Raw genomic sequence first — 18,318 nt, forward strand, 5'->3', positions numbered from 1 at the left:
TTTCCCCTCTCCCACGTTCGACCATCAAGGAGTACACGACATGACCACCACGACGCCTCCGGTTTCCGGACCCCGCCACGTGTCGGCGCCCCGCGGCACCGAACTGACGACACTCGGCTGGCAGCAAGAAGGCGCCCTGCGCATGCTGATGAACAACCTCGACCCCGAGGTCGCCGAGCATCCCGACTCCCTCGTCGTCTACGGCGGCACCGGCAAGGCCGCGCGCAGCTGGGAGGCGTTCGACGCGATGGTCCGGACGTTGAAGACCCTGAAGTCGGACGAGACGATGCTGGTGCAGTCCGGCAAGCCGGTCGGTGTGTTCCGCACCAGCGAGTGGGCTCCCCGCGTCCTCCTCGCGAACTCGAACCTGGTGGGCGACTGGGCCAACTGGGAGGAGTTCCGCAAGCTCGACGCCCTCGGCCTGATCATGTACGGGCAGATGACGGCCGGGTCGTGGATCTACATCGGCACGCAGGGCATCCTGCAGGGCACGTACGAGACGTTCGGCGCGGTCGGCCGGAAACGCTTCGGTGGCACGCTCGCCGGCACCATCACGCTGACCGCGGGACTCGGCGGCATGGGCGGCGCCCAGCCCCTCGCCGTGACGATGAACGACGGCGTCGCGATCTGCGTGGACTGCGACGTCACCCGCATCGACCGCCGGATCGCACACAAGTACCTCGACACCAAGGCCACCGACATCCACGACGCCCTGCGTCTCGCGATCGAGGCCCGCGACGCAAAGCGCCCTCTGTCGATCGGCCTCGAAGGCAACGCCGCGGAGATCTTCCCGGAACTGCTCGCCATGAACGCCCCCATCGACATCGTCACCGACCAGACGTCGGCGCACGACCCGCTGTCGTACCTGCCGCTCGGAGTCGATTTCGCCGACATGAAGGCGATGGCCGACAAGGACCCGGTGAAGTTCACCGAGGACTCCCGCGCGTCGATGGCACGGCACGTCGCCGCGATGGTCGGCTTCCTCGACAAGGGCGCCGAGGTGTTCGACTACGGCAACTCCATCCGTGACGAGGCCCGCAAGGCCGGCTACTACCGCGCATTCGACTTCCCCGGATTCGTGCCCGCCTACATCCGTCCGCTGTTCGAGGAGGGCCTCGGCCCGTTCCGCTGGGCCGCGCTGTCGGGTGACCCGAAGGACATCGCCGCCACCGACAAGGCGATCCTCGAACTGTTCCCCGAGAACGAGCACCTCAAGCGCTGGATCACGATGGCGGGCGAGAAGGTGGCGTTCGAGGGTCTGCCCGCCCGGATCTGCTGGCTCGGCTACGGCGAACGGCACAAGGCCGGCCTGAAGTTCAACGAGATGGTGGCGTCCGGCGAGCTGTCCGCGCCCGTCGCCATCGGCCGCGACCACCTCGACTCCGGATCCGTCGCGTCCCCGTACCGCGAGACCGAGTCGATGCTCGACGGCTCCGACGCGATCGCCGACTGGCCGCTGCTCAACGCACTCGTCAACACGGCGTCGGGCGCGTCGTGGGTGTCCATCCACCAGGGTGGCGGCGTCGGCATGGGACGGTCCATCCACGCCGGTCAGGTGTGCATCGCGGACGGCACCGACCTGGCCGCCGAGAAGCTGGAGCGGGTCCTGACCAACGATCCCGGCATGGGTGTCATCCGGCACGTCGACGCCGGATACGACCACGCCATCGACGTCGCCAAGGAGCGCGGCGTGCGCGTGCCGATGTCCGAAGGATGACCGCAGGCCCGAGCGACCGCATTTTCGAACCACTGGAAGGAACAGCAGTGACAGCGAACACCTCCCGCTCCACAGTGCTGACCGGCATCGGCACCCTGGTGACCAACGACCCGACAGTGGGGGAAGGTCCGCTCGGGCTGATCCGCGACGCCGCCGTCGTCTTCGACGGCGGCGTGGTGGCCTGGGTCGGCAGCGCCGACTCGGCGCCGGCCGGGGACGTCGGGCACGATCTCGACGGCCGGGCGGTGCTCCCGGGCTTCGTCGAGAGCCACTCGCACCTCGTGTTCGGCGGGGAACGCGCGGAGGAATTCGCGGCGCGGATGGCGGGCCAGCCGTACGCGGCGGGTGGCATCCGCAACACGATCGAGGCGACACGGAATGCGACCGACGAACAGCTGCAGGCGAACACGCGGCGGCTGCTGGACGAGTCCCTGCGGTCCGGCAGCACCACCGTGGAATGCAAGACCGGGTACGGGCAGACGGTCGCGCACGAACTGCGCAGCACGAAGATCGCGGCGTCCCTCACCGACGAGGTGACGCTGCTCGCCGCCCACGTCCCGCCGCCGGAATACGCGGGGCGGGCCGACGACTACGTCGCCATGGTGTGCGCGGAAATGATCGACGCCTGTGCACCGCAGGCGAAATGGATCGACGTGTTCTGCGAGACCGGCGCGTTCGACCGCGATCAGGCACACGCCGTTCTCACCGCCGGGATGGCGAAGGGGTTGATCCCCCGCGTCCACGGCAACCAGCTCCGCGAGGGCCCCGGAGTCCAGCTCGCCGTCGAACTGGGGGCCGCGTCCGTCGACCACGTCTGCTACACCACACAGGCCGACATCGATGCGCTGGCACAGAGTTCGACGGTGGCCACTCTCCTGCCCGGCGCGGACTTCTCGACCCGGAACAAGTACCCGGACGCCCGGGCCCTGCTCGACGCGGGTGTCACGGTGGCGCTGGGTGCGGATTGCAACCCCGGCACCAGCTACACCACCAGCCTGCCGTTCTGCATCGCGATCGCGGTGCGGGACATGCACATGACCCCGGACGAAGCCATCTGGGCGGCGACCGCGGGCGGGGCTCGCGCGCTGCAACGTGCCGACGTCGGGGTCCTGCGTCCCGGGGCGCGGGCCGACGCCCTCGCCCTGGACGCGCCGTCGTACCTACACTTGGCCTACCGGCCCGGCGTCCCCCTGGTCAGCGATGTGTGGCGGGGCGGCGAACTCGCCTGGTCCGCGCACACCGGTCACGAGAAAGCGAGGGCCCTGCGATGATGGAGAACCTGCTGATTCCCCCACCCCCCTGGGTCGGCAGGGAGGACGGCACGTCGAGTCACCACCTCCGCTGGCATCAGGCGGTCACGCCGTTTCACGACGGCGCCGAGCCCGGCGCCTGTGTGTTCGTCGGCTTCTCGAGCGACGAGGGTGTGGAGCGGAACAAGGGCCGCCGCGGGGCGGCCCGCGGCCCGGACGCGCTGCGGGGCGCGCTGTCGTCGATGGCGCTCGCCGAGCCGCTCCGCGCGTACGACGCCGGCACCGTCGCGGTCACCGACAACCGCCTCGAGGCGGGGCAGATGGCTCTCGGTGCCGTGGTCGCCGCAACCCTCGACGCCGGCCAGTTCCCGGTGGTCCTCGGCGGCGGCCACGAGGTTGCCTACGGCACGTACCTCGGTCTCGCGCAGGCAGCCGTCCGCACACCCAAGCGGCGGATCGGGATCCTGAACCTGGACGCCCACTTCGACCTGCGGTCCGATCCGGTCCCGAGTTCGGGCACACCGTTCCGGCAGATCCTCGAGCAGGAGCATGCGGCGGGCACCGCCCTGCAGTACTCCGTGCTCGGGATCAGCCAGCCGAGCAACACCACCGCGCTGTTCGACACCGCACGCGGATACGACGTCCGGTACCTCCTGGACGACGACTGCTCGGTCTCCGACCGGCACCGGGTGGCCGTCTTCGTCAGCGAGTTCCTGTCGGACGTCGATCTCGTCTACCTCACCATCGACCTCGACGTCCTTCCCGCCGCGGTCGCGCCGGGAGTGAGCGCTCCCGCCGCGTACGGCGTGCCCGCGGAGACGATCCAATTCGTGTGCGACGCGGTCGCCGCCAGCGGAAAACTCGCGGTGTGCGATGTGGCCGAGCTCAATCCGTCGTTCGACGTCGACAACCGCACCGCCCGCACCGCCGCCCGGTTGATCCATCGGATCGTCACGAAGCGGATTCCCATCGTCCGCTGAGGCCGGTCCGTTCAGGCCGCCCGCAACACGGCGCGCAGGCGGGTGACGAACGCGGCGGGGTCGTGGGCGAAGCCGATGTGGTCGCCGGGGAACAGGGTGGGATCGACGCCCAGTTCGGCGGCGAGCGCCCGCGACGTACGGTCGCAGAGTTGGCCACCCGACTCCTCGCCGATACCGACGACGATGCGGGTGAGCGCCGAGCGCAGGGCGGTGACGTCCGGGCACCAGCGGGTGGTCGGGCGCAGCATGTGCGCATGCTGGAAGTAGTCGTCCGCCTCGGTCTGCGCATCCCGTTCGCCCGCGAACATCTGCTGGAACGCCTCCTCGGGCATGTGGATGTTCGCCAGGGCCAGGAACTTCCTCCACGCCCCCACGACGTCCCCGGCGAGGTGGGTGTCGATGATCTCGTCGGTTTTCACGCGCAGCTGCCCGCGGTCGTCGAGGAGCTCGTCCAGCGGCGGTTCGTGGGCGATCACGGTGTGGACCAGCTCGGGATGCGCCTGCACGAGCGCGAGCGCGCTGACGGCGCCGCCGCTGGAGCCGAACACCACGGCAGGGCCTGCGTCGAGGTGCCTCAGGAGCCGGGCGAGGTCGTCGGCACGCATCTCGGGGGTGGAATCGCGGTCGCGGTCGTCGACCGGGCTGCGGTGGATGCCCCGCGGGTCCGTCGTGAGCACGGTGTAGTCGGACGAGAGCAGATCGGCCGCGGGCGCGAAGGAGTCGGCGTCCATCGGAGCGCCGACGAGCACCAGGACGGGGCCCGTGCCCCGGACCTCGTAGTACAGCCTGGCACCGGGGACGTCGAGGATCCGGGTAGCGGCGGTGGCGGTCGGTGTGCGATTCATCGGGTTCTCCTCGTTCGGGGCGATGATTATCGGTCGCAGGTAGGACCGCCGCCGACGGGCAGAATCATCGGTCGTCCAGGAAAATTTCTTGCGCAGACCTGGTACGGCGCCCCGGATCCGAAGGAATCGTGGGCGTACCACTGGAAGCACGCGCGCCAGGATGCGAGGATGATATCCACGCGAACGGGATCTCGATGTGAGGTCCCGGGCGGCAACTGCAGGGAGTGAACGGTATGGCGCAGGGTGTTGTGAAGTGGTTCAACAGCGAGAAGGGCTTCGGATTCATAGCGCCGGACGACGGCAGCGCGGACGTGTTCGTTCACTACTCCGAGATCTCGGGCAGCGGCTACAAGTCGCTGGAGGAGAACCAGCGGGTGGAATTCGAGGTCGGACAGGGCCAGAAGGGCCCGCAGGCCCAGAATGTCCGGGCCGTCTGACCGACGCCCCGATGACACTGTGACGAGGTCGCAGATGCCACTGTGACGACGAGGTCGCACCCGAGCGGTGCGGCCTCGTTGTCGTAGTAGGCCCCGGGACAGCTATCTCGAGAGGCCGAAACTTCCCACCTGGTTGCCGTTGACGTACACGGCCCCGGTGTAGGTCCCGTCTGCGTTGGGGGAAATCCTGTCGGTCAGGAACCCCAGACCGGATGGGCTGTAATCGATGACGGTGTTTCCGTTCCCGTCCCGCGAGGTCGTGCCTGCAAGTCCGGTCAGGCCGAACGCGAAGTTGTTGACGACCGTGCCGCCCTGGAACGTCTTGCCCTTCCAGATCAACTCCCCCGCCGGCGCGGTGGTCGTTCCCTGATAGGTGCCGGACGGCACGGCGCCGGGTTCCGCGACGCCCGTCCCCGCGCCTGCGAGTACGGCGCCGATCATTGTTCCCACGGTGACGATCCCTCGCGTGATCGCGCGCATGATGCCTCCCTCTGCCGTGCCGCACGGGTTGTGCGCCGCCGTCCGTGGTCGAGTACCCGCTCCCGTGCCGTGGACACCGGCAGCTCTGGACAAATTCGTCGGCCTCCTTCATAGTCGATATGCCACCAAGTGGCATTGCCATTTCACTAGGTGGCAATTTTGATCATCCGACAGGAGTTTCCGTGACCGATCAGCTGCTCGACGCCGCCGAGTTCCGCGACGCAGTGCGCGCATTCGCCAACCGTGAGATCCACCCCGGCGCGGCCTTCCGTGACGAGACGCGGGAGTTCCCGGCGGAGTTGGTGAAGCGCCTGGGCGAACAGGACCTGATGGGCATCTCGGTGCCCGAAGAATTCGGCGGACTGGGCCTGTCCACCAAGACACAGCTGATCGCCATCGAGGAGGTGGCCCGCACCGACGCCGCCCTCGCCTCGATCTACACCGCGCACTACCTGGGGCTCGAGCCGATCCTCGTCGGCGGAACCGAGGAGCAGAAGCGCCGCTGGCTGCCCCGGCTGGCGTCCGGTGAACTGCTCGCCGGGTTCGCCCTCACCGAACCGGACGCCGGCTCCGACGTCGCCTCGATGCACACGACGGCGCGGCGCGAGGACGACGGGTGGCACCTGTCCGGTTCGAAGACGTACATCTCCAACGCCAAGGAGGCCGACCTGGTCGTCCTCTTCGCCAAGACCGATCCATCCGCAGGCTTCCGCGGCATCACCGCGTTCGTCCTCCCCCAGGGCACCCCCGGCGTGAGTTACTCGGAGCCCCAGGACAAGCTGGGCATCCGGTCTGCCCCCACCTACACCGTCTACCTCGACGACGTGGTGCTCCCGCACGACGCCGTGGTGGGAACGGAGGGCCGCGGCGGCAACATCGCGCTCACCGCCCTCAACCGCGCCCGCATCGACGTGGCCGCGATGGCCAACGGAATCGCGCTGCGCGCTTGGGAACTGGGTCGCTCCTACGCGGCCGAGCGCAAACAGTTCGGACACCCCATCGCCGAGTTCCAGGCGATTCAGCTGTTGCTGGGTGCGTGCGACGCGCAACTCGTCGCCTCCCGCGTCACCGCGGACTGGGCGGCGGACGTGAAGGACGCCGGGGCCGACCTGCGCCGGGCCGCGTCCGTGTCGAAGTACGTGGCCACGGAGGCCTGCTTCTCGATCGTCGACCAGACCGTGCAGATTCACGGGGGTGCCGGTTTCATGCGCGAATCCGAGATCGAACGCCTCTACCGCGACTGCCGGATCCTCCGGATCTTCGAGGGCACCTCGCAGATCCAGCTGCTCACCATCGCCGCCAACGCGCCCTCGCCGCGCTCGACCGAATTCTGAGAGGGGCCCGTCATGCCTACCCTGCCTCCCCTCGACGGCATCCGCGTCGTCGATCTCTCCCGCGTCCTGGCCGGACCGTACTGCACGGCGCTGCTCGCGGACGCCGGTGCCGACGTCGTCAAGATCGAGCCCGCCGCCGGCGAGGACTCGCGGCACCTGGGCCCGTTCCGCGACGGTGAGAGCATCTATTTCAACGTGCTGAACCGCGGAAAACGCTCACTGGCACTGAATCTCAAGGACGACGCGGATCGGAAGGTGCTGTTCGACCTCCTCGACACGGCCGATGTTCTCGTCGAGAATTTCCGGCCCGGCGTCACCGCCCGGCTCTGCATCGACTACGACACCGTCCACGCCCGCAACCCCCGGCTCGTCTACGCGTCCATCTCCGGTTTCGGGCAGGACGGGCCGCTCGCGGGTTCGGCCGCCTACGACCTCGTCGTGCAGGCGATGTCGGGGATCATGAGCATCACCGGTTCCCCCGAATCCGGGCCGACCCGGCTCGGCGAATCGTTCGGCGACCTCGTCGCGGGACTGTTCGCGGCGTGGGGCATCAGCTCCGCCCTGGTCGGCACCCGGGAATCGGGTGTGGGGCAACACCTCGACGTCGCCATGTTCGACAGCATGCTGGCCATGCTTCCCACCGCGCACAGCCAGTTGCAGGCATCGGGTGTCGCGCCGGTGGGTGTGGGTAATCGCCACCCCGTCTCCACCCCGTTCGACACGTACCGGGCGTCGGACGGCCTGTTCGTCCTCGCCGTCGCCAGCCAGTCCGGATTCGAGAAGCTCGCCTACACCATGGATCGGGCAGACCTTCTCGGCGACAACCGTTTCGCCGACGACACGTCCCGCACCGATCACGAACCCGCCCTGCGCGCGGAGATCGAGATCTGGGCGAAGGACAAGACGGTCGCCGAGGCGGTCGCGCTCCTCGGCGCGGCCGGACTGGCGAGCTCCGAGATCTGGGACGTGAAGCAGGCGTTGTCGTCCGAGCAAAGCAGGCACCGGGGGCTCGTGGAGTCGTTCGATCATCCGGTCGCGGGAACGATCGACTATGTCCGGCAGCCGGTCGTGTTCGGCGACAGCGCACGTCCCGGGGTCCGCCGCAGCCCGCTGCTCGACGAACACCGGCAGCCCCTGCTGTCCGAGATCGCGTCGCGGTAGATTCACGCCGACACCCGCGACCGTCAGGAGACGACCCATGGCCCCCGGAGATGTGACCCGCAGCGCGAGCCGCACCTTCGAACTGCTCGGCGCGATCACCGAGCAGGGCGGGTTGACACTCGGCGACGCCGCGAAAGCCGCCGGTCTCGCCACGAGTACCGCCCTGCGCCTGATCCGCAGCATGGAGCAGAGCGAGTTCCTGGTCCGCGGCGACGACAACGTCTACCGGGCCGGGCCGCGACTTCTCCAGATCGGTGCCCGGGCGATCAGCGACAATCAGCTGCTGTCCCGGGCCCGACCCGCGATGGTCGCGATCGCGGAGGAAACGCGCGAATCCACCTACCTGTCGACCCACGGCCCCAAGGGCACCGCCCTGTATCTCGCGCAGATCGAGGGCACCCACGCGATTCGGCACATGGGATGGGTGGGTCAGACGGTGCCGCTCGTGGGCACGGCCGTCGGCGCCGCGCTGCGGGGCGACCTGCGCAGCGAGGGGTACGCGATCGCCCACGACACCATCGAGGACCACTCGACGGGTGTGGCGGCCCCCATCTACGACGCGGTGGGGCGGATCGTGGGCGCGCTCAGCGTCGTCGGGCCGACGTTCCGTCTCGACGACGCACTCTGCGCCCAGCACGGTCTCGTCCTGGTCGAGCGTTGCCGGGCACTGTCGGCGGAACTGGGCTCCCCGGTCCCGTGAGCCGCGGTCAGCTCCCCATGCTGGTCCGGACGAACTCGCGGAACGTGAGGACCATCGGTTCGCGGGCCCGGCCCCGCCGGTAGATCAGCGAGAACGGCGCCTGATAGCCGAACGACGCCGGCAGGATCGGCCGCAGCCGGTTCCGGTCGACCCAGTACTCCGCGTAGTGCTCGGGCAGGTATCCGATGTAGGCGCCGGACAGCACGAGAATGAGCTGCGCCTCCATGTTCTCCACCGTCGCCGACGGTTGCGGGAACCCCTGGCGGGCGAGTTCCTGCTCGGACCAGTAGCCGCGGGTCACCATCCGCTGTTGTGTGATGACCTCCGACGGCACCCGCTTCCTGCCGAACAGCGGATGCTTGTCGCTGCAGTACAGCCAGTGCTGTTCCCGGTGCAGCGCCTGGGAGACGAGGCCGTTCATCGGTGAGGCGAACGCGCCGACGGCGACGTCGATCCGGTCGTCGAGCACGCCGACCTGCAGTTCGTGCGGGGTCTGGATCTTCAGGTCGAGGTAGACGGCGGGGTGGTCCTGGCTGAAGACGCCGATCACGTCGGCGAGCGGCAGGGTGGTGTCGGTGACGGTGGAATCGAGAACGCCGATGGTGAGGGTTCCCCGGAGCTCGCCCTGCAGCGCTGCGCCGTAGCGTTCGAAGCCCTCGAGTTCGCCGAGGATGCGCAGGCATTCCTTGTGGTAGAGCTCGCCCTTGCTGGTGAGGCCGAATCCGCCCCGGCCGCGATGACACAGGACGATGCCGAGGTGGCGTTCGAGCTGGCTCATGTAGGTGCTGATCGCGGAGGCGGACAGTCCGAGCTCCTGCTGCGCGGGCGCGAACCCCTGGTGGCGGACGACCGCCGCGAAGATCTGGAGGAGCTTCAGATCGGGTAGCGAGCTGCGCATCGCGCTCCTCCGTCGGGGTCGAAAACAGGGTGTGAGCTGGCTCGCACCATTACTTCACGAATTTCTGAAGTGATTATTTGTATCAAGTGATTTATTTCACGTCAATGTTCTCCTACCGTCTAGGGCAACGGTCTGACGAGACCGGCACCGACGGGACCACCGCGCCCGTCATCACCGATCCGCTAGGACACGTGAAGGACGCACCATGGACATCACCATCATCCTGATCTACCTGGGCGCGATGCTCGCGTTCGGCTGGTGGGGCAAACGCCGGGCGAGCAACTCCAGCGAATACCTCGTCGCCGGCCGCCGCCTCGGCGGATTCCTCTACACCAGCACGATGGCGGCCGTCGTCATCGGCGGCGCCTCCACCGTCGGCGGCGTCGGCCTCGGCTACAAGTACGGCATCTCCGGAATGTGGCTGGTCGTGTCGATCGCCGCCGGCGTCCTCCTGCTCAGCCTGCTCTTCGCCGCGCGGATCCAGCGCCTCGAGGTCTACACCGTCTCCGGGATGCTGAAGCTCCGGTACGGCATCGACGCCACCGGCGCGTCCGGTCTCGTGATGATGGCCTACACGCTCATGCTCACCGTCACCTCCACGATCGCCTACGCCACCATCTTCAACGTGCTGTTCGGCTTCGACCGGACCCTGTCGGTGATTCTCGGCGGCCTCATCGTCGTGGCCTACTCCGCGATGGGCGGCATGTGGTCGATCACGCTCACCGACGTCGTCCAGTTCGTCATCAAGACCATCGGCGTCTTCGTCCTGCTTCTCCCGTTCACGTGGAGCAAGGCGGGCGGCTACGCCGGCATCAAGGAGCGCGTGGGCGAACAGGCACTCGGGCTCGGCACCATCGGCACCGGCACCATCGTCACGTTCTTCGTCGTCTACACCCTCGGCATCCTCATCGGACAGGACATCTGGCAGCGCGTGTTCACCGCGAAGTCGCCCGAGGTCGCGCGGTGGGGCGGCGTCACCGCCGGCGTCTACTGCCTGCTGTACGGCGTCGCGGGCGCCCTGATCGGTCTGGCCGCGTCGGCACTCATGCCGGACATCGGTTCGTCCGACGACGTGTACGCCGACGTCGCCGTCCACGTCCTGCCCGTCGGTCTCAGCGGCATCGTCCTCGCCGCCGCGGTGGCGGCGATGATGTCGACCGCCTCCGGCGCGCTGATCGCCACCGCCACGGTCGCCCGGCAGGACGTCCTTCCGCTGGTCGCCCAGATCTTCGGCCGCACACGCCCCGAACTGGACACGTCCGATCCGGAAGCCGACGTGCGCGGCAACCGCCTCTACGTGATCGTGATCGGCCTCGTCAGCATCGTGATCGCCGCGCTCATCAACGACATCGTCTCCGCACTCACGATCGCCTACGACATCCTGGTCGGCGGCCTCCTCGTCCCCATCCTCGGTGGACTGGTCTGGAAGCGCGCCACCGGAACGGCCGCGATGGCGGCCATGGCGGTGGGCACGGTGGGGACCATCGCGACGATGTTCGTCGTCGGCGACGTCATGGCGAACGAGCCGGTGTACGTCGGACTGGTCAGCGCGCTGGTGGTGTTCGTGGCCACCAGCCTGTTCACCGAACCCACCCCGGCGAACGTGATGTCCGTGTGGAATGCGCGAGTGTCGGGAAAGGACGAGGAAGATCCGGTTCCGGTGCCGGCACCGATAGCCTGAGTGGCACCAGCGCACGAGAGTGAATGCGCACCAGCGAGAGGAAAATCGTGCCGAAGATCGTCGACCACGACGAGCGGAGACGGGCGCTCGCCGACGCCGTTCTCGCGTTGATCGCCCGGGAGGGGATCTCCGCCGTCACCACGCGAGCGGTGGCGGAGGAGAGCGGGTGGTCGACCGGAGTGTTGAACCACTACTTCGGGTCCCGGCACGAACTGCTCCTCGCGGCGCTGCGCCGGGCCGGCGACATCCAGGGCGACCTGTACCGCGCGATTCTCGACGAGGAGAGCGCCGGCCCGCTCGAGAAGCTGCGGAACATCACCGCCACCATCCTGCCGCTCGACGAACGCCGACTCGCGATGACCCGCGTGTTCCTGTTCTTCTACGCGGAGGGCGCGGCCGAGGAAACGGCACGCGGTGAGATCGCGGCCTTCCTCGCCCGCTGGCGGGGCGTCGTGCGCGAGGCGGTCACCGCCGCACAGCGGGAGGGCACCGTCTCCGCCGACCTCGACGCGGACGCCGTCACCGTCGCGCTGGTGGCACTGACCGACGGTCTGGCATTGCAGGCCATCCTGGATCCCGTCGTCATGGAGTCGATCAGCGAGGGCGACGCCGCCGCCCGCTGCGTCGACGCCGCCGTGCGACGGACCACCGAAGAAGCGGGAGCAGTAGGCAGATGACCGACCGCGTCGTCGTCCTCGACGACTTCATTCCGGCCGAAGCGCTGTCCGATTCGCTTGCCGCCGCGGGTATTTCCGCGGACGTCGTGCACCAGTCCGAGTTCCCGTCCGGACCCGGCGTAATCGCCCTGCTCGTGGGCCCGGAGAACACCGGACTCGAGCCCCGTCATTTGGTGGATCTCCCGGACCTGCGCCTGCTCTCGGCCACGTCCGCCGGGTACGACCACCTGCCGGTGTCGGCGGCCCACGAACGCGGCCTCTGGGTCACGCGGGCAGTGGACTACTGCACCGAGGAGGTCGCGGACCACGCACTCGGTCTCACCCTCGGACTACTCCGATCCACCCACGCCCTGGACCGAGCCGTACATGCCGGCGGGTGGGACGTCACCGCAGCGCCGCCGCGACGGATCGCGGGAACCGTGCTGGGCCTCTACGGTTTCGGCCGGATCGCCGGCGCGTTCGCGCTGCGGGCCCGAGCCGTGGGGATGACCGTGCTGGTCAGCGGCCGTGGGCTGGGTGACCGCGCCGGGGACCTGGCGGCCGAGGGCATCGAGGTGGTCGGGTTCGAGGAACTGCTGCGCCGCTCCGACGTGCTGAGCCTGCACGTCCCCCTGACTCCCGAGACGAAGGGGCTGATCGACGAACGTGCGCTGGCGGCGATGACACGCGGCGCGTATCTGGTGAACGTCTCCCGGGGCGGACTCGTCGACCACGACGCACTCGGAGCCGCACTTCGCGGTGGACACCTCGCGGGTGCGGCCGTCGATGTCCTTCCGAACGAACCTCCCGCACAGGATGATCCGATCCTGCAGATCCCGAACCTCGTGATCACCCCGCACGCCGCGTGGTACTCACCGCAGGTCGCGCACACCCTGGCGCAGCAGTCGGCGCGCAATGTCGCGGCGGTCCTGACGGGCGCATCCCCGGCGGGAGTCGTTGCCGCACCGGGGATGTGACCGCCCTGCCAGTCTCGGTAAGCCGCTGTCAGTCCTTGTAATCGGGGGCGGTCCGGTCCAGCATCCGCAGCAGCGCCGCCCACGCCATCTCGTAGGCCTGATCGTCGGTGTAGTCGTCCGTGGCCTCGCCGGCGAACTGGCGAGCGGTGTGCTCGGCGATCTCGGGCGACGGAACGCGCAGGTCACCCGACGCCTGGGCGGCGATCTGGATGTCACACGCTTTCTCCAGATAGAACATTCGCAGAAACGCCTCGGCGGCGGATTCACCCACGGTGAGCAGCCCGTGGTTGCGCAGGATCATCGCGGGATGGTCGCGCAAGTCCTCGACCAACCGCACACGTTCGGCCGTGTTGAGGGCGATGCCCTCGTAGTCGTGGTAGCCGACCCGGTTGTAGAACTCCATCGAGATCTGGTTCAGCGGCAGCAGTCCCTGTTCCTGCGCGGCGACTGCGCACCCGGCCTTCGTGTGGGTGTGCAGCACGCACTGCGCGTCCGGCCGGGCCTCGTGAATCGCGCCGTGGATCACGAATCCTGCAGGGTTGACGTGATATTCGGACGGTTCGACGAGTTCGCCGTCGAGGCCGATCTTCACCAGGTTGGAGGCGGTGATCTCCTCGAAGAGCAGGCCGTACGGGTTGATGAGGAAATGATGTTCGGGCCCGGGAATCCGGACCGAGACGTGCGTGAAGATGAGGTCGGTCATCTTGAAATGCGCGAGCAGGCGGTACACCGCCGCGAGTTCACGACGCAGTTCCGCCTCGGTCTTCGCCGGGCTCGTTCGGCCCTGCGACGTAACAGTGGGTGCACTCATGCGGGATCTCCTTGATCACCGAAGGGATTTCGGCTTAAATATATCAACTGATTTATTTAAGTGCCAGCCCTCGGCTCAGTCGAGCCGCCCACCCAGCATGCCCCGCAGCGAGCGCAGGCAGAGTTCACGTAACTCGCCCTCGGCGATCGACGGGTGGTCGAGCCAGTCCATGCAGACGGCGCGGACGAAGGCGATCCACCCGCGCACCGCGACGCCGACGAGTTCCCGCTCACTGTCGGGGGGATCGAGCGCGTCGACGATGCGGCGCTGCTGGGCGTCGAGTTCCCGCTCCACGATGGCCCGGATGTCGGCGTCGGCCGACAGCGCGCCGTGGTTGATGGCCCGGACTCCGTGCCGGTGGCTCGCGACGTGCTCGAAGTACGCGTCGAGGCCGGCCGCGACCTGTTCCTCGACGGGGAGGGTGGAGTCGGGGGCCGTCACGTCGAGCAGGCGTTCGGATTCGCGTTCGACGATCGCGGCGAAGAAGTCCCGCTTCGTCGGGAAGTAGTGGTACATCAAGCCGCGCGACACCTCGGCGAGTTCCGCGACCTCCTCGATCCACACGTCCTCGTAGGGGCGGTCCGCGAACAGTCGCGCGCCGATGTCGAGCAACTGCGCGCGCCGCTGCTCCGGGGCGAGTCGTCGGCGGGCGCTGGTCATGCCAGTCACCGTACTGCTTGACACCGGTTCAGTAAGGCGTACCTTGCGTACTAGACACCAATTCAGTAACGCTGCCCACATCGACACGGGGGTCGACTATGAGCGTCGAATCACTGCACACCACGGCGGAGGCGACCATCCCGCATCCTCGATGGCGGCTCCCCGTCGTCGGCGACGTCTTCGGGATCAGCATCCGCACTCCCCTGCAGAACTCGATGGAGATCGGCAGAAAACTCGGGCCCATCTTCGAGCGCAACGTTCTCGGCAATCGGTTCGTGTTCGCGTCCGGCGCCGACATGGTGGCGGAACTTTCCGACGAATCCCGGTTCGCGAAGCACCTGGCACCGGGCGTCGCGTCGCTGCGCGAAGTCGGCGGCGACGGGTTGTTCACCGCCTACAACCACGAGCCGAACTGGAGCAAGGCGCACAACCTCCTCGCCCCGGCGTTCACGAAATCCGCGATGCGGTCGTATCACCGCACGATGCTGGACGTCGCGGGCGAGTTGACGGAGCACTGGGACGAGCGGGTGGACGGCACCCCCGTCGACGTCTCCTCCGACATGACGAAGCTGACGCTCGAGACCATCGGCCGCACCGGTTTCAGCTATTCCTTCGACTCGTTCAGACGCGAGCGCCCGCACCCGTTCGTGCAGGCGATGGTCGGAGCGCTGAGCCATTCGCAGCGCACCACGTTCGTGAAGTCCTCGGCGCTCGGACGGTTGCTGGCCCGACGATCGGATCGCCGCAACGTCGCCAACCTGGAACACATGGCCGAGGTGGTCGACGAGGTGATCCGCGCCCGCCGCGACAGCGCGGAGGCCGGTCCCGAGGACCTGCTCGAACTCATGCTGCGCGCGGCCCGGGAAGACGACCCCCATCGGATCGACGAGTTGAACATCCGCCACCAGGTGGTGACCTTCCTGGTCGCGGGACACGAGACCACCTCCGGTGCACTGTCGTTCGCCCTGTACTACCTGTCGCGGCACCCCGACGTCCTCGCTCAGGCGCAGGCGGAGGTCGATGCGGTCTGGGGCGACGAGGAGCCCGCGTTCGAGCAGATCGCGAAGCTCCGCTACGTGCGCCGGGTGCTCGACGAGTCGTTACGGCTGTGGCCGACGGCGCCCGCGTACGGCAGGGAGGCGACCGTCGACACGACCCTCGTCGGCAAGTACCCGATGAAGGTCGGCGACTGGATGCTCGTCCTCATCCCCGCATTGCACCGCGACCCCGTGTGGGGTGACGATCCCGAGGCGTTCGACCCCGACCATTTCCTTCCCGAGCGCATCCGGTCCCGTCCCGCGCACGTGTACAAGCCGTTCGGGACGGGCGAGCGCGCCTGCATCGGAAGGCAGTTCGCCCTCCACGAGGCGGTCCTGGTCCTCGGCACCATCCTGCGTCGATACGACATCGTGGGCGACCCCGGCTATCGGCTGAAGGTCGCCGAGCGGCTCACCCTCATGCCCGAGGGCTTCACGCTGCAGCTCCGCCGGCGCTGACCGTCGACAGCCCTTGACAGCCACAAAGTGAGAGCTACTATCAAAAAATAGTAACTTCCTTTCGAGTGGAGCTGTCATGAGTGAAACGACGGTCATCGAAGTCGCCCCTCGCCGCTGGTGGGCACTCGGAGCCCTGTCCGTGGCCATGCTCACCATCGGTCTCGACATCACGGTCCTGACGGTGGCGCTGCCGACACTGGCGGTCGATCTCGGAGCGGACAACTCGCAATTGCAGTGGTTCAGTTCCGCATACACGCTGGTCCTCGCCGCCGCGCTGCTTCCTGCAGGTGCGCTCGGCGACCGGTACGGCCGCAAGAAGCTCCTGCTCGGCGCCCTCGTCCTGTTCGGCGTCGCGTCACTGCTCTGCAGCTATGCGAGCACATCGGGTCAGCTGATCGCCGGACGCACCCTGCTGGGGCTGGGGGCCGCGGTGATGATGCCGCTGTCGATGGCGGTGCTGCCCGTGCTGTTCCCCGACGCCGACGAACGATCGCGGGCACTGACCATCTGGGTAACGTCCACCGCGATCGGCCTGCCCCTCGGCCCGATTCTCGGCGGATGGTTGCTCGAGAACTTCTGGTGGGGATCGGTGTTCCTGATCAACGTGCCCCTGGTCGTCGTCGGCGCGATCGCCGTCGCGACCCTGGTCCCGGAATCGCGCAGCGAGGAGCAGTCGCCCACCGACTATCTCGGCGCCGCACTGTCGTCATTCGGACTTCTCTGCCTCACTTACGGTTTCATCAGGGCAGGCCAGGACGGCTGGGGCGACGCACTGGTGTGGGCGTCGATCGTAGTGGCCGTGGTCGCGCTCGGACTGTTCGCGATGTGGGAGCGTCGGTCGCGTCATCCACTGATCGACACGTCGTTGTTCGCCAGCCCCGGATTCCGCTGGGGCACGATCTTCACCACGCTGGTCAACTTCGGGATGTTCGGGCTGTTCTTCACGGTGCCGCAGTACTTCCAGGCCGTGCTCGGCGTGGACGCGCTGGGCAGCGGCCTCCGACTGCTGCCGTTGATCGGCGGACTGCTGGTCGGCACCCGGCTCTGCGACCGACTGCTTCGGCGGGCCGGCGCCCGGCCGGTCATCGTCATCGGGTTCGCCCTCCTCACGGCGGGACTCGCGACCGGCGCCCTGACCTCCGTCGATTCCGCGTACTGGTTCAGCGCGACATGGATCGCACTCGTCGGCGCGGGAATGGGTTTCGTGATGCCGGCGGCGATGGGTGCGGCCCTGGGCGCATTGTCGGCCGAACGTTCCGGTTCCGGTTCGGCACTGATCCAGGCGCTGCGGCAGGCCGGTGGAACGATCGGGGTCGCGGTGCTGGGCACCGTCCTCGCCACCCGTTACCGGACCGAACTGGGAGCCCTCGACGTGGACCCGGTCCGCGACGGCGTCAACGCAGGCGTCGCGGTGGCCGAGGCGACCGGCGACCCGTCGATGCTCGCGCACGTCCAGGCGTCGTTCCTGTCCGGGATGAGCCTCATGCTGTGGGTGTGCGCGGGCATCTGCGCCGTCGCGATGGTGCTCGCAGCACGCTTCACGCCCCGCGATACCCCGGCCCGGGAGCAGAATGAGTCAAAATCGGTACATGTCCATTGACGCTCGACCAGGCCTGCGGGAGCGGAAGAAGGCGCGCACCCGGCTGACCATCCGGACCGAGGCATTTCGGTTGTTCCGGGAGCAGGGCTACCCGGAAACCACGATCGAGCAGATCGCGGAGGCCGCGGACGTGTCGCCGAGCACGTTCTTCCGCTACTTCCCCACCAAGGAACAACTGGTGCTCGCCGACGACCTCGATCCGTTGATGATCGAGGCCATCGAGGCACAACCACCGGACGTCCCGCTGATCACCGCATTCCGGAAGGCGGCCGAGTCCGTGTTCGCCGGCCTGTCCGAGGCAGACATGGACTTCGAGCGGAAGCGTCAGGAACTGCTGTACTCGGTCCCGGAACTTCGTGGGGCCATCATGCAGGAAATGGTGCGCAGCATCGACATGATCGCCGGTGTCATGGCGCGCAGGGTCGGACGCTCCGCTGACGATTTCGAGGTCCGCGCGCTCGCCGGGGCCATCGTCGGCGTCGTTCTCGGTGTCGTCGATCTGCTGCCCGGTGATCTGCCGCTCGCCCTGCGCGCACTGGAATTCCTCGAGGACGGGTTGCCGCTCGGGCGTGCCACGTCGTAGACCCGGCGCCCGATGTCGCATCGGTCTACCTCGACTGCACCGGTGTGACATC

Annotated in this window: 18 protein-coding genes; 13 read left to right on the forward strand and 5 right to left on the reverse strand. The window is 68.1% G+C overall.

Features of this window, described 5'->3' with window-relative positions; all coding sequences use genetic code 11:
- The first annotated feature begins 40 nt into the window (after positions 1-40).
- The 3 genes from hutU to hutG are packed head-to-tail and all read left to right on the forward strand — an operon-like array spanning position 41 to position 3,947.
- Complete coding sequence (gene hutU, locus WKC72_RS37385) at positions 41-1,717, forward strand: urocanate hydratase (protein ID WP_037241713.1); 1,677 nt, start codon at positions 41-43, stop codon at positions 1,715-1,717.
- A 47-nt stretch (positions 1,718-1,764) separates the two neighbouring features.
- Positions 1,765-2,988 (forward strand): imidazolonepropionase, encoded by a 1,224-nt coding sequence (gene hutI / locus WKC72_RS37390; RefSeq protein ID WP_268791695.1) that lies wholly within the window; start codon positions 1,765-1,767, stop codon positions 2,986-2,988.
- Complete coding sequence (gene hutG / locus WKC72_RS37395; RefSeq protein ID WP_370181282.1) at positions 2,985-3,947, forward strand: formimidoylglutamase; 963 nt, start codon at positions 2,985-2,987, stop codon at positions 3,945-3,947. Before hutI ends, hutG begins: the two co-directional genes overlap by 4 nt.
- An 11-nt stretch (positions 3,948-3,958) precedes the next feature.
- Here the strand turns inward: hutG and WKC72_RS37400 are convergent, their stop codons facing one another.
- On the reverse strand, positions 3,959-4,792 hold the full coding sequence (locus tag WKC72_RS37400; protein ID WP_370181283.1) for an alpha/beta fold hydrolase: 834 nt from the start codon (positions 4,790-4,792) through the stop codon (positions 3,959-3,961).
- A gap of 233 nt (positions 4,793-5,025) precedes the next feature.
- Between WKC72_RS37400 and WKC72_RS37405 the strand changes: the two genes are divergently transcribed.
- Positions 5,026-5,229 (forward strand): cold-shock protein, encoded by a 204-nt coding sequence (locus WKC72_RS37405; RefSeq protein WP_005244612.1) that lies wholly within the window; start codon positions 5,026-5,028, stop codon positions 5,227-5,229.
- A 102-nt stretch (positions 5,230-5,331) separates the two neighbouring features.
- Here the strand turns inward: WKC72_RS37405 and WKC72_RS37410 are convergent, their stop codons facing one another.
- Positions 5,332-5,709 (reverse strand): hypothetical protein, encoded by a 378-nt coding sequence (locus tag WKC72_RS37410; RefSeq protein WP_370181284.1) that lies wholly within the window; start codon positions 5,707-5,709, stop codon positions 5,332-5,334.
- Between the two features lie 182 nt (positions 5,710-5,891).
- Here WKC72_RS37410 and WKC72_RS37415 point away from each other — a divergent pair, with 182 nt between their 5' ends.
- From WKC72_RS37415 to WKC72_RS37425, 3 genes are read left to right on the forward strand one after another with little or no spacing between them, the layout of a single operon-like run.
- Positions 5,892-7,043, forward strand: coding sequence for an acyl-CoA dehydrogenase family protein (locus WKC72_RS37415; protein WP_370181285.1), 1,152 nt, complete (start codon positions 5,892-5,894; stop codon positions 7,041-7,043).
- A 12-nt stretch (positions 7,044-7,055) separates the two neighbouring features.
- Entirely contained in the window at positions 7,056-8,204 is a 1,149-nt protein-coding gene (locus WKC72_RS37420; RefSeq protein ID WP_370181286.1) for a CaiB/BaiF CoA transferase family protein, read from the forward strand.
- A gap of 37 nt (positions 8,205-8,241) precedes the next feature.
- A complete protein-coding gene (locus tag WKC72_RS37425) occupies positions 8,242-8,904 on the forward strand; it encodes an IclR family transcriptional regulator (RefSeq protein ID WP_037241726.1) in 663 nt (220 codons plus the stop codon).
- A 7-nt stretch (positions 8,905-8,911) separates the two neighbouring features.
- Here WKC72_RS37425 and WKC72_RS37430 read toward each other — a convergent pair whose 3' ends face one another.
- A complete protein-coding gene (locus WKC72_RS37430; protein ID WP_037241728.1) occupies positions 8,912-9,802 on the reverse strand; it encodes a LysR family transcriptional regulator in 891 nt (296 codons plus the stop codon).
- 205 nt (positions 9,803-10,007) lie between these two features.
- Here WKC72_RS37430 and WKC72_RS37435 point away from each other — a divergent pair, with 205 nt between their 5' ends.
- From WKC72_RS37435 to WKC72_RS37445, 3 genes are read left to right on the forward strand one after another with little or no spacing between them, the layout of a single operon-like run.
- Complete coding sequence (locus WKC72_RS37435) at positions 10,008-11,483, forward strand: sodium:solute symporter (protein WP_112299659.1); 1,476 nt, start codon at positions 10,008-10,010, stop codon at positions 11,481-11,483.
- Between the two features lie 47 nt (positions 11,484-11,530).
- Positions 11,531-12,160: a TetR/AcrR family transcriptional regulator gene (locus WKC72_RS37440; RefSeq protein ID WP_037242456.1), complete on the forward strand. Its 630-nt coding sequence runs from the start codon at positions 11,531-11,533 to the stop codon at positions 12,158-12,160.
- Positions 12,157-13,116 (forward strand): C-terminal binding protein, encoded by a 960-nt coding sequence (locus WKC72_RS37445; RefSeq protein WP_370181289.1) that lies wholly within the window; start codon positions 12,157-12,159, stop codon positions 13,114-13,116. The genes WKC72_RS37440 and WKC72_RS37445 overlap by 4 nt, the downstream gene beginning before the upstream one ends.
- A 28-nt stretch (positions 13,117-13,144) precedes the next feature.
- Here WKC72_RS37445 and WKC72_RS37450 read toward each other — a convergent pair whose 3' ends face one another.
- Together WKC72_RS37450 and WKC72_RS37455 are read right to left on the reverse strand one after the other, a co-directional pair.
- Complete coding sequence (locus WKC72_RS37450; protein WP_037241736.1) at positions 13,145-13,927, reverse strand: class II aldolase/adducin family protein; 783 nt, start codon at positions 13,925-13,927, stop codon at positions 13,145-13,147.
- Between the two features lie 75 nt (positions 13,928-14,002).
- Positions 14,003-14,587 carry a TetR/AcrR family transcriptional regulator gene (locus tag WKC72_RS37455; protein WP_128640024.1) on the reverse strand — a complete coding sequence of 195 codons (585 nt, stop codon included), beginning with the start codon at positions 14,585-14,587 and terminating at the stop codon, positions 14,003-14,005.
- A 98-nt stretch (positions 14,588-14,685) separates the two neighbouring features.
- Here WKC72_RS37455 and WKC72_RS37460 point away from each other — a divergent pair, with 98 nt between their 5' ends.
- The 3 genes from WKC72_RS37460 to WKC72_RS37470 all read left to right on the forward strand — a co-directional run bounded on the left by WKC72_RS37460 (position 14,686) and on the right by WKC72_RS37470 (position 18,266).
- Positions 14,686-16,083, forward strand: a complete 1,398-nt coding sequence (locus tag WKC72_RS37460) for a cytochrome P450 (protein ID WP_037241739.1) — start codon at positions 14,686-14,688, stop codon at positions 16,081-16,083.
- A gap of 76 nt (positions 16,084-16,159) precedes the next feature.
- Positions 16,160-17,683 carry a DHA2 family efflux MFS transporter permease subunit gene (locus WKC72_RS37465; RefSeq protein WP_112299655.1) on the forward strand — a complete coding sequence of 508 codons (1,524 nt, stop codon included), beginning with the start codon at positions 16,160-16,162 and terminating at the stop codon, positions 17,681-17,683.
- Positions 17,673-18,266, forward strand: coding sequence for a TetR family transcriptional regulator (locus WKC72_RS37470; protein WP_112299654.1), 594 nt, complete (start codon positions 17,673-17,675; stop codon positions 18,264-18,266). The genes WKC72_RS37465 and WKC72_RS37470 overlap by 11 nt, the downstream gene beginning before the upstream one ends.
- Positions 18,267-18,318: the final 52 nt, after the last annotated feature.

Source organism: Rhodococcus wratislaviensis (assembly GCF_041228765.1).
GTDB classification, from domain to species: domain Bacteria; phylum Actinomycetota; class Actinomycetes; order Mycobacteriales; family Mycobacteriaceae; genus Rhodococcus_F; species Rhodococcus_F wratislaviensis.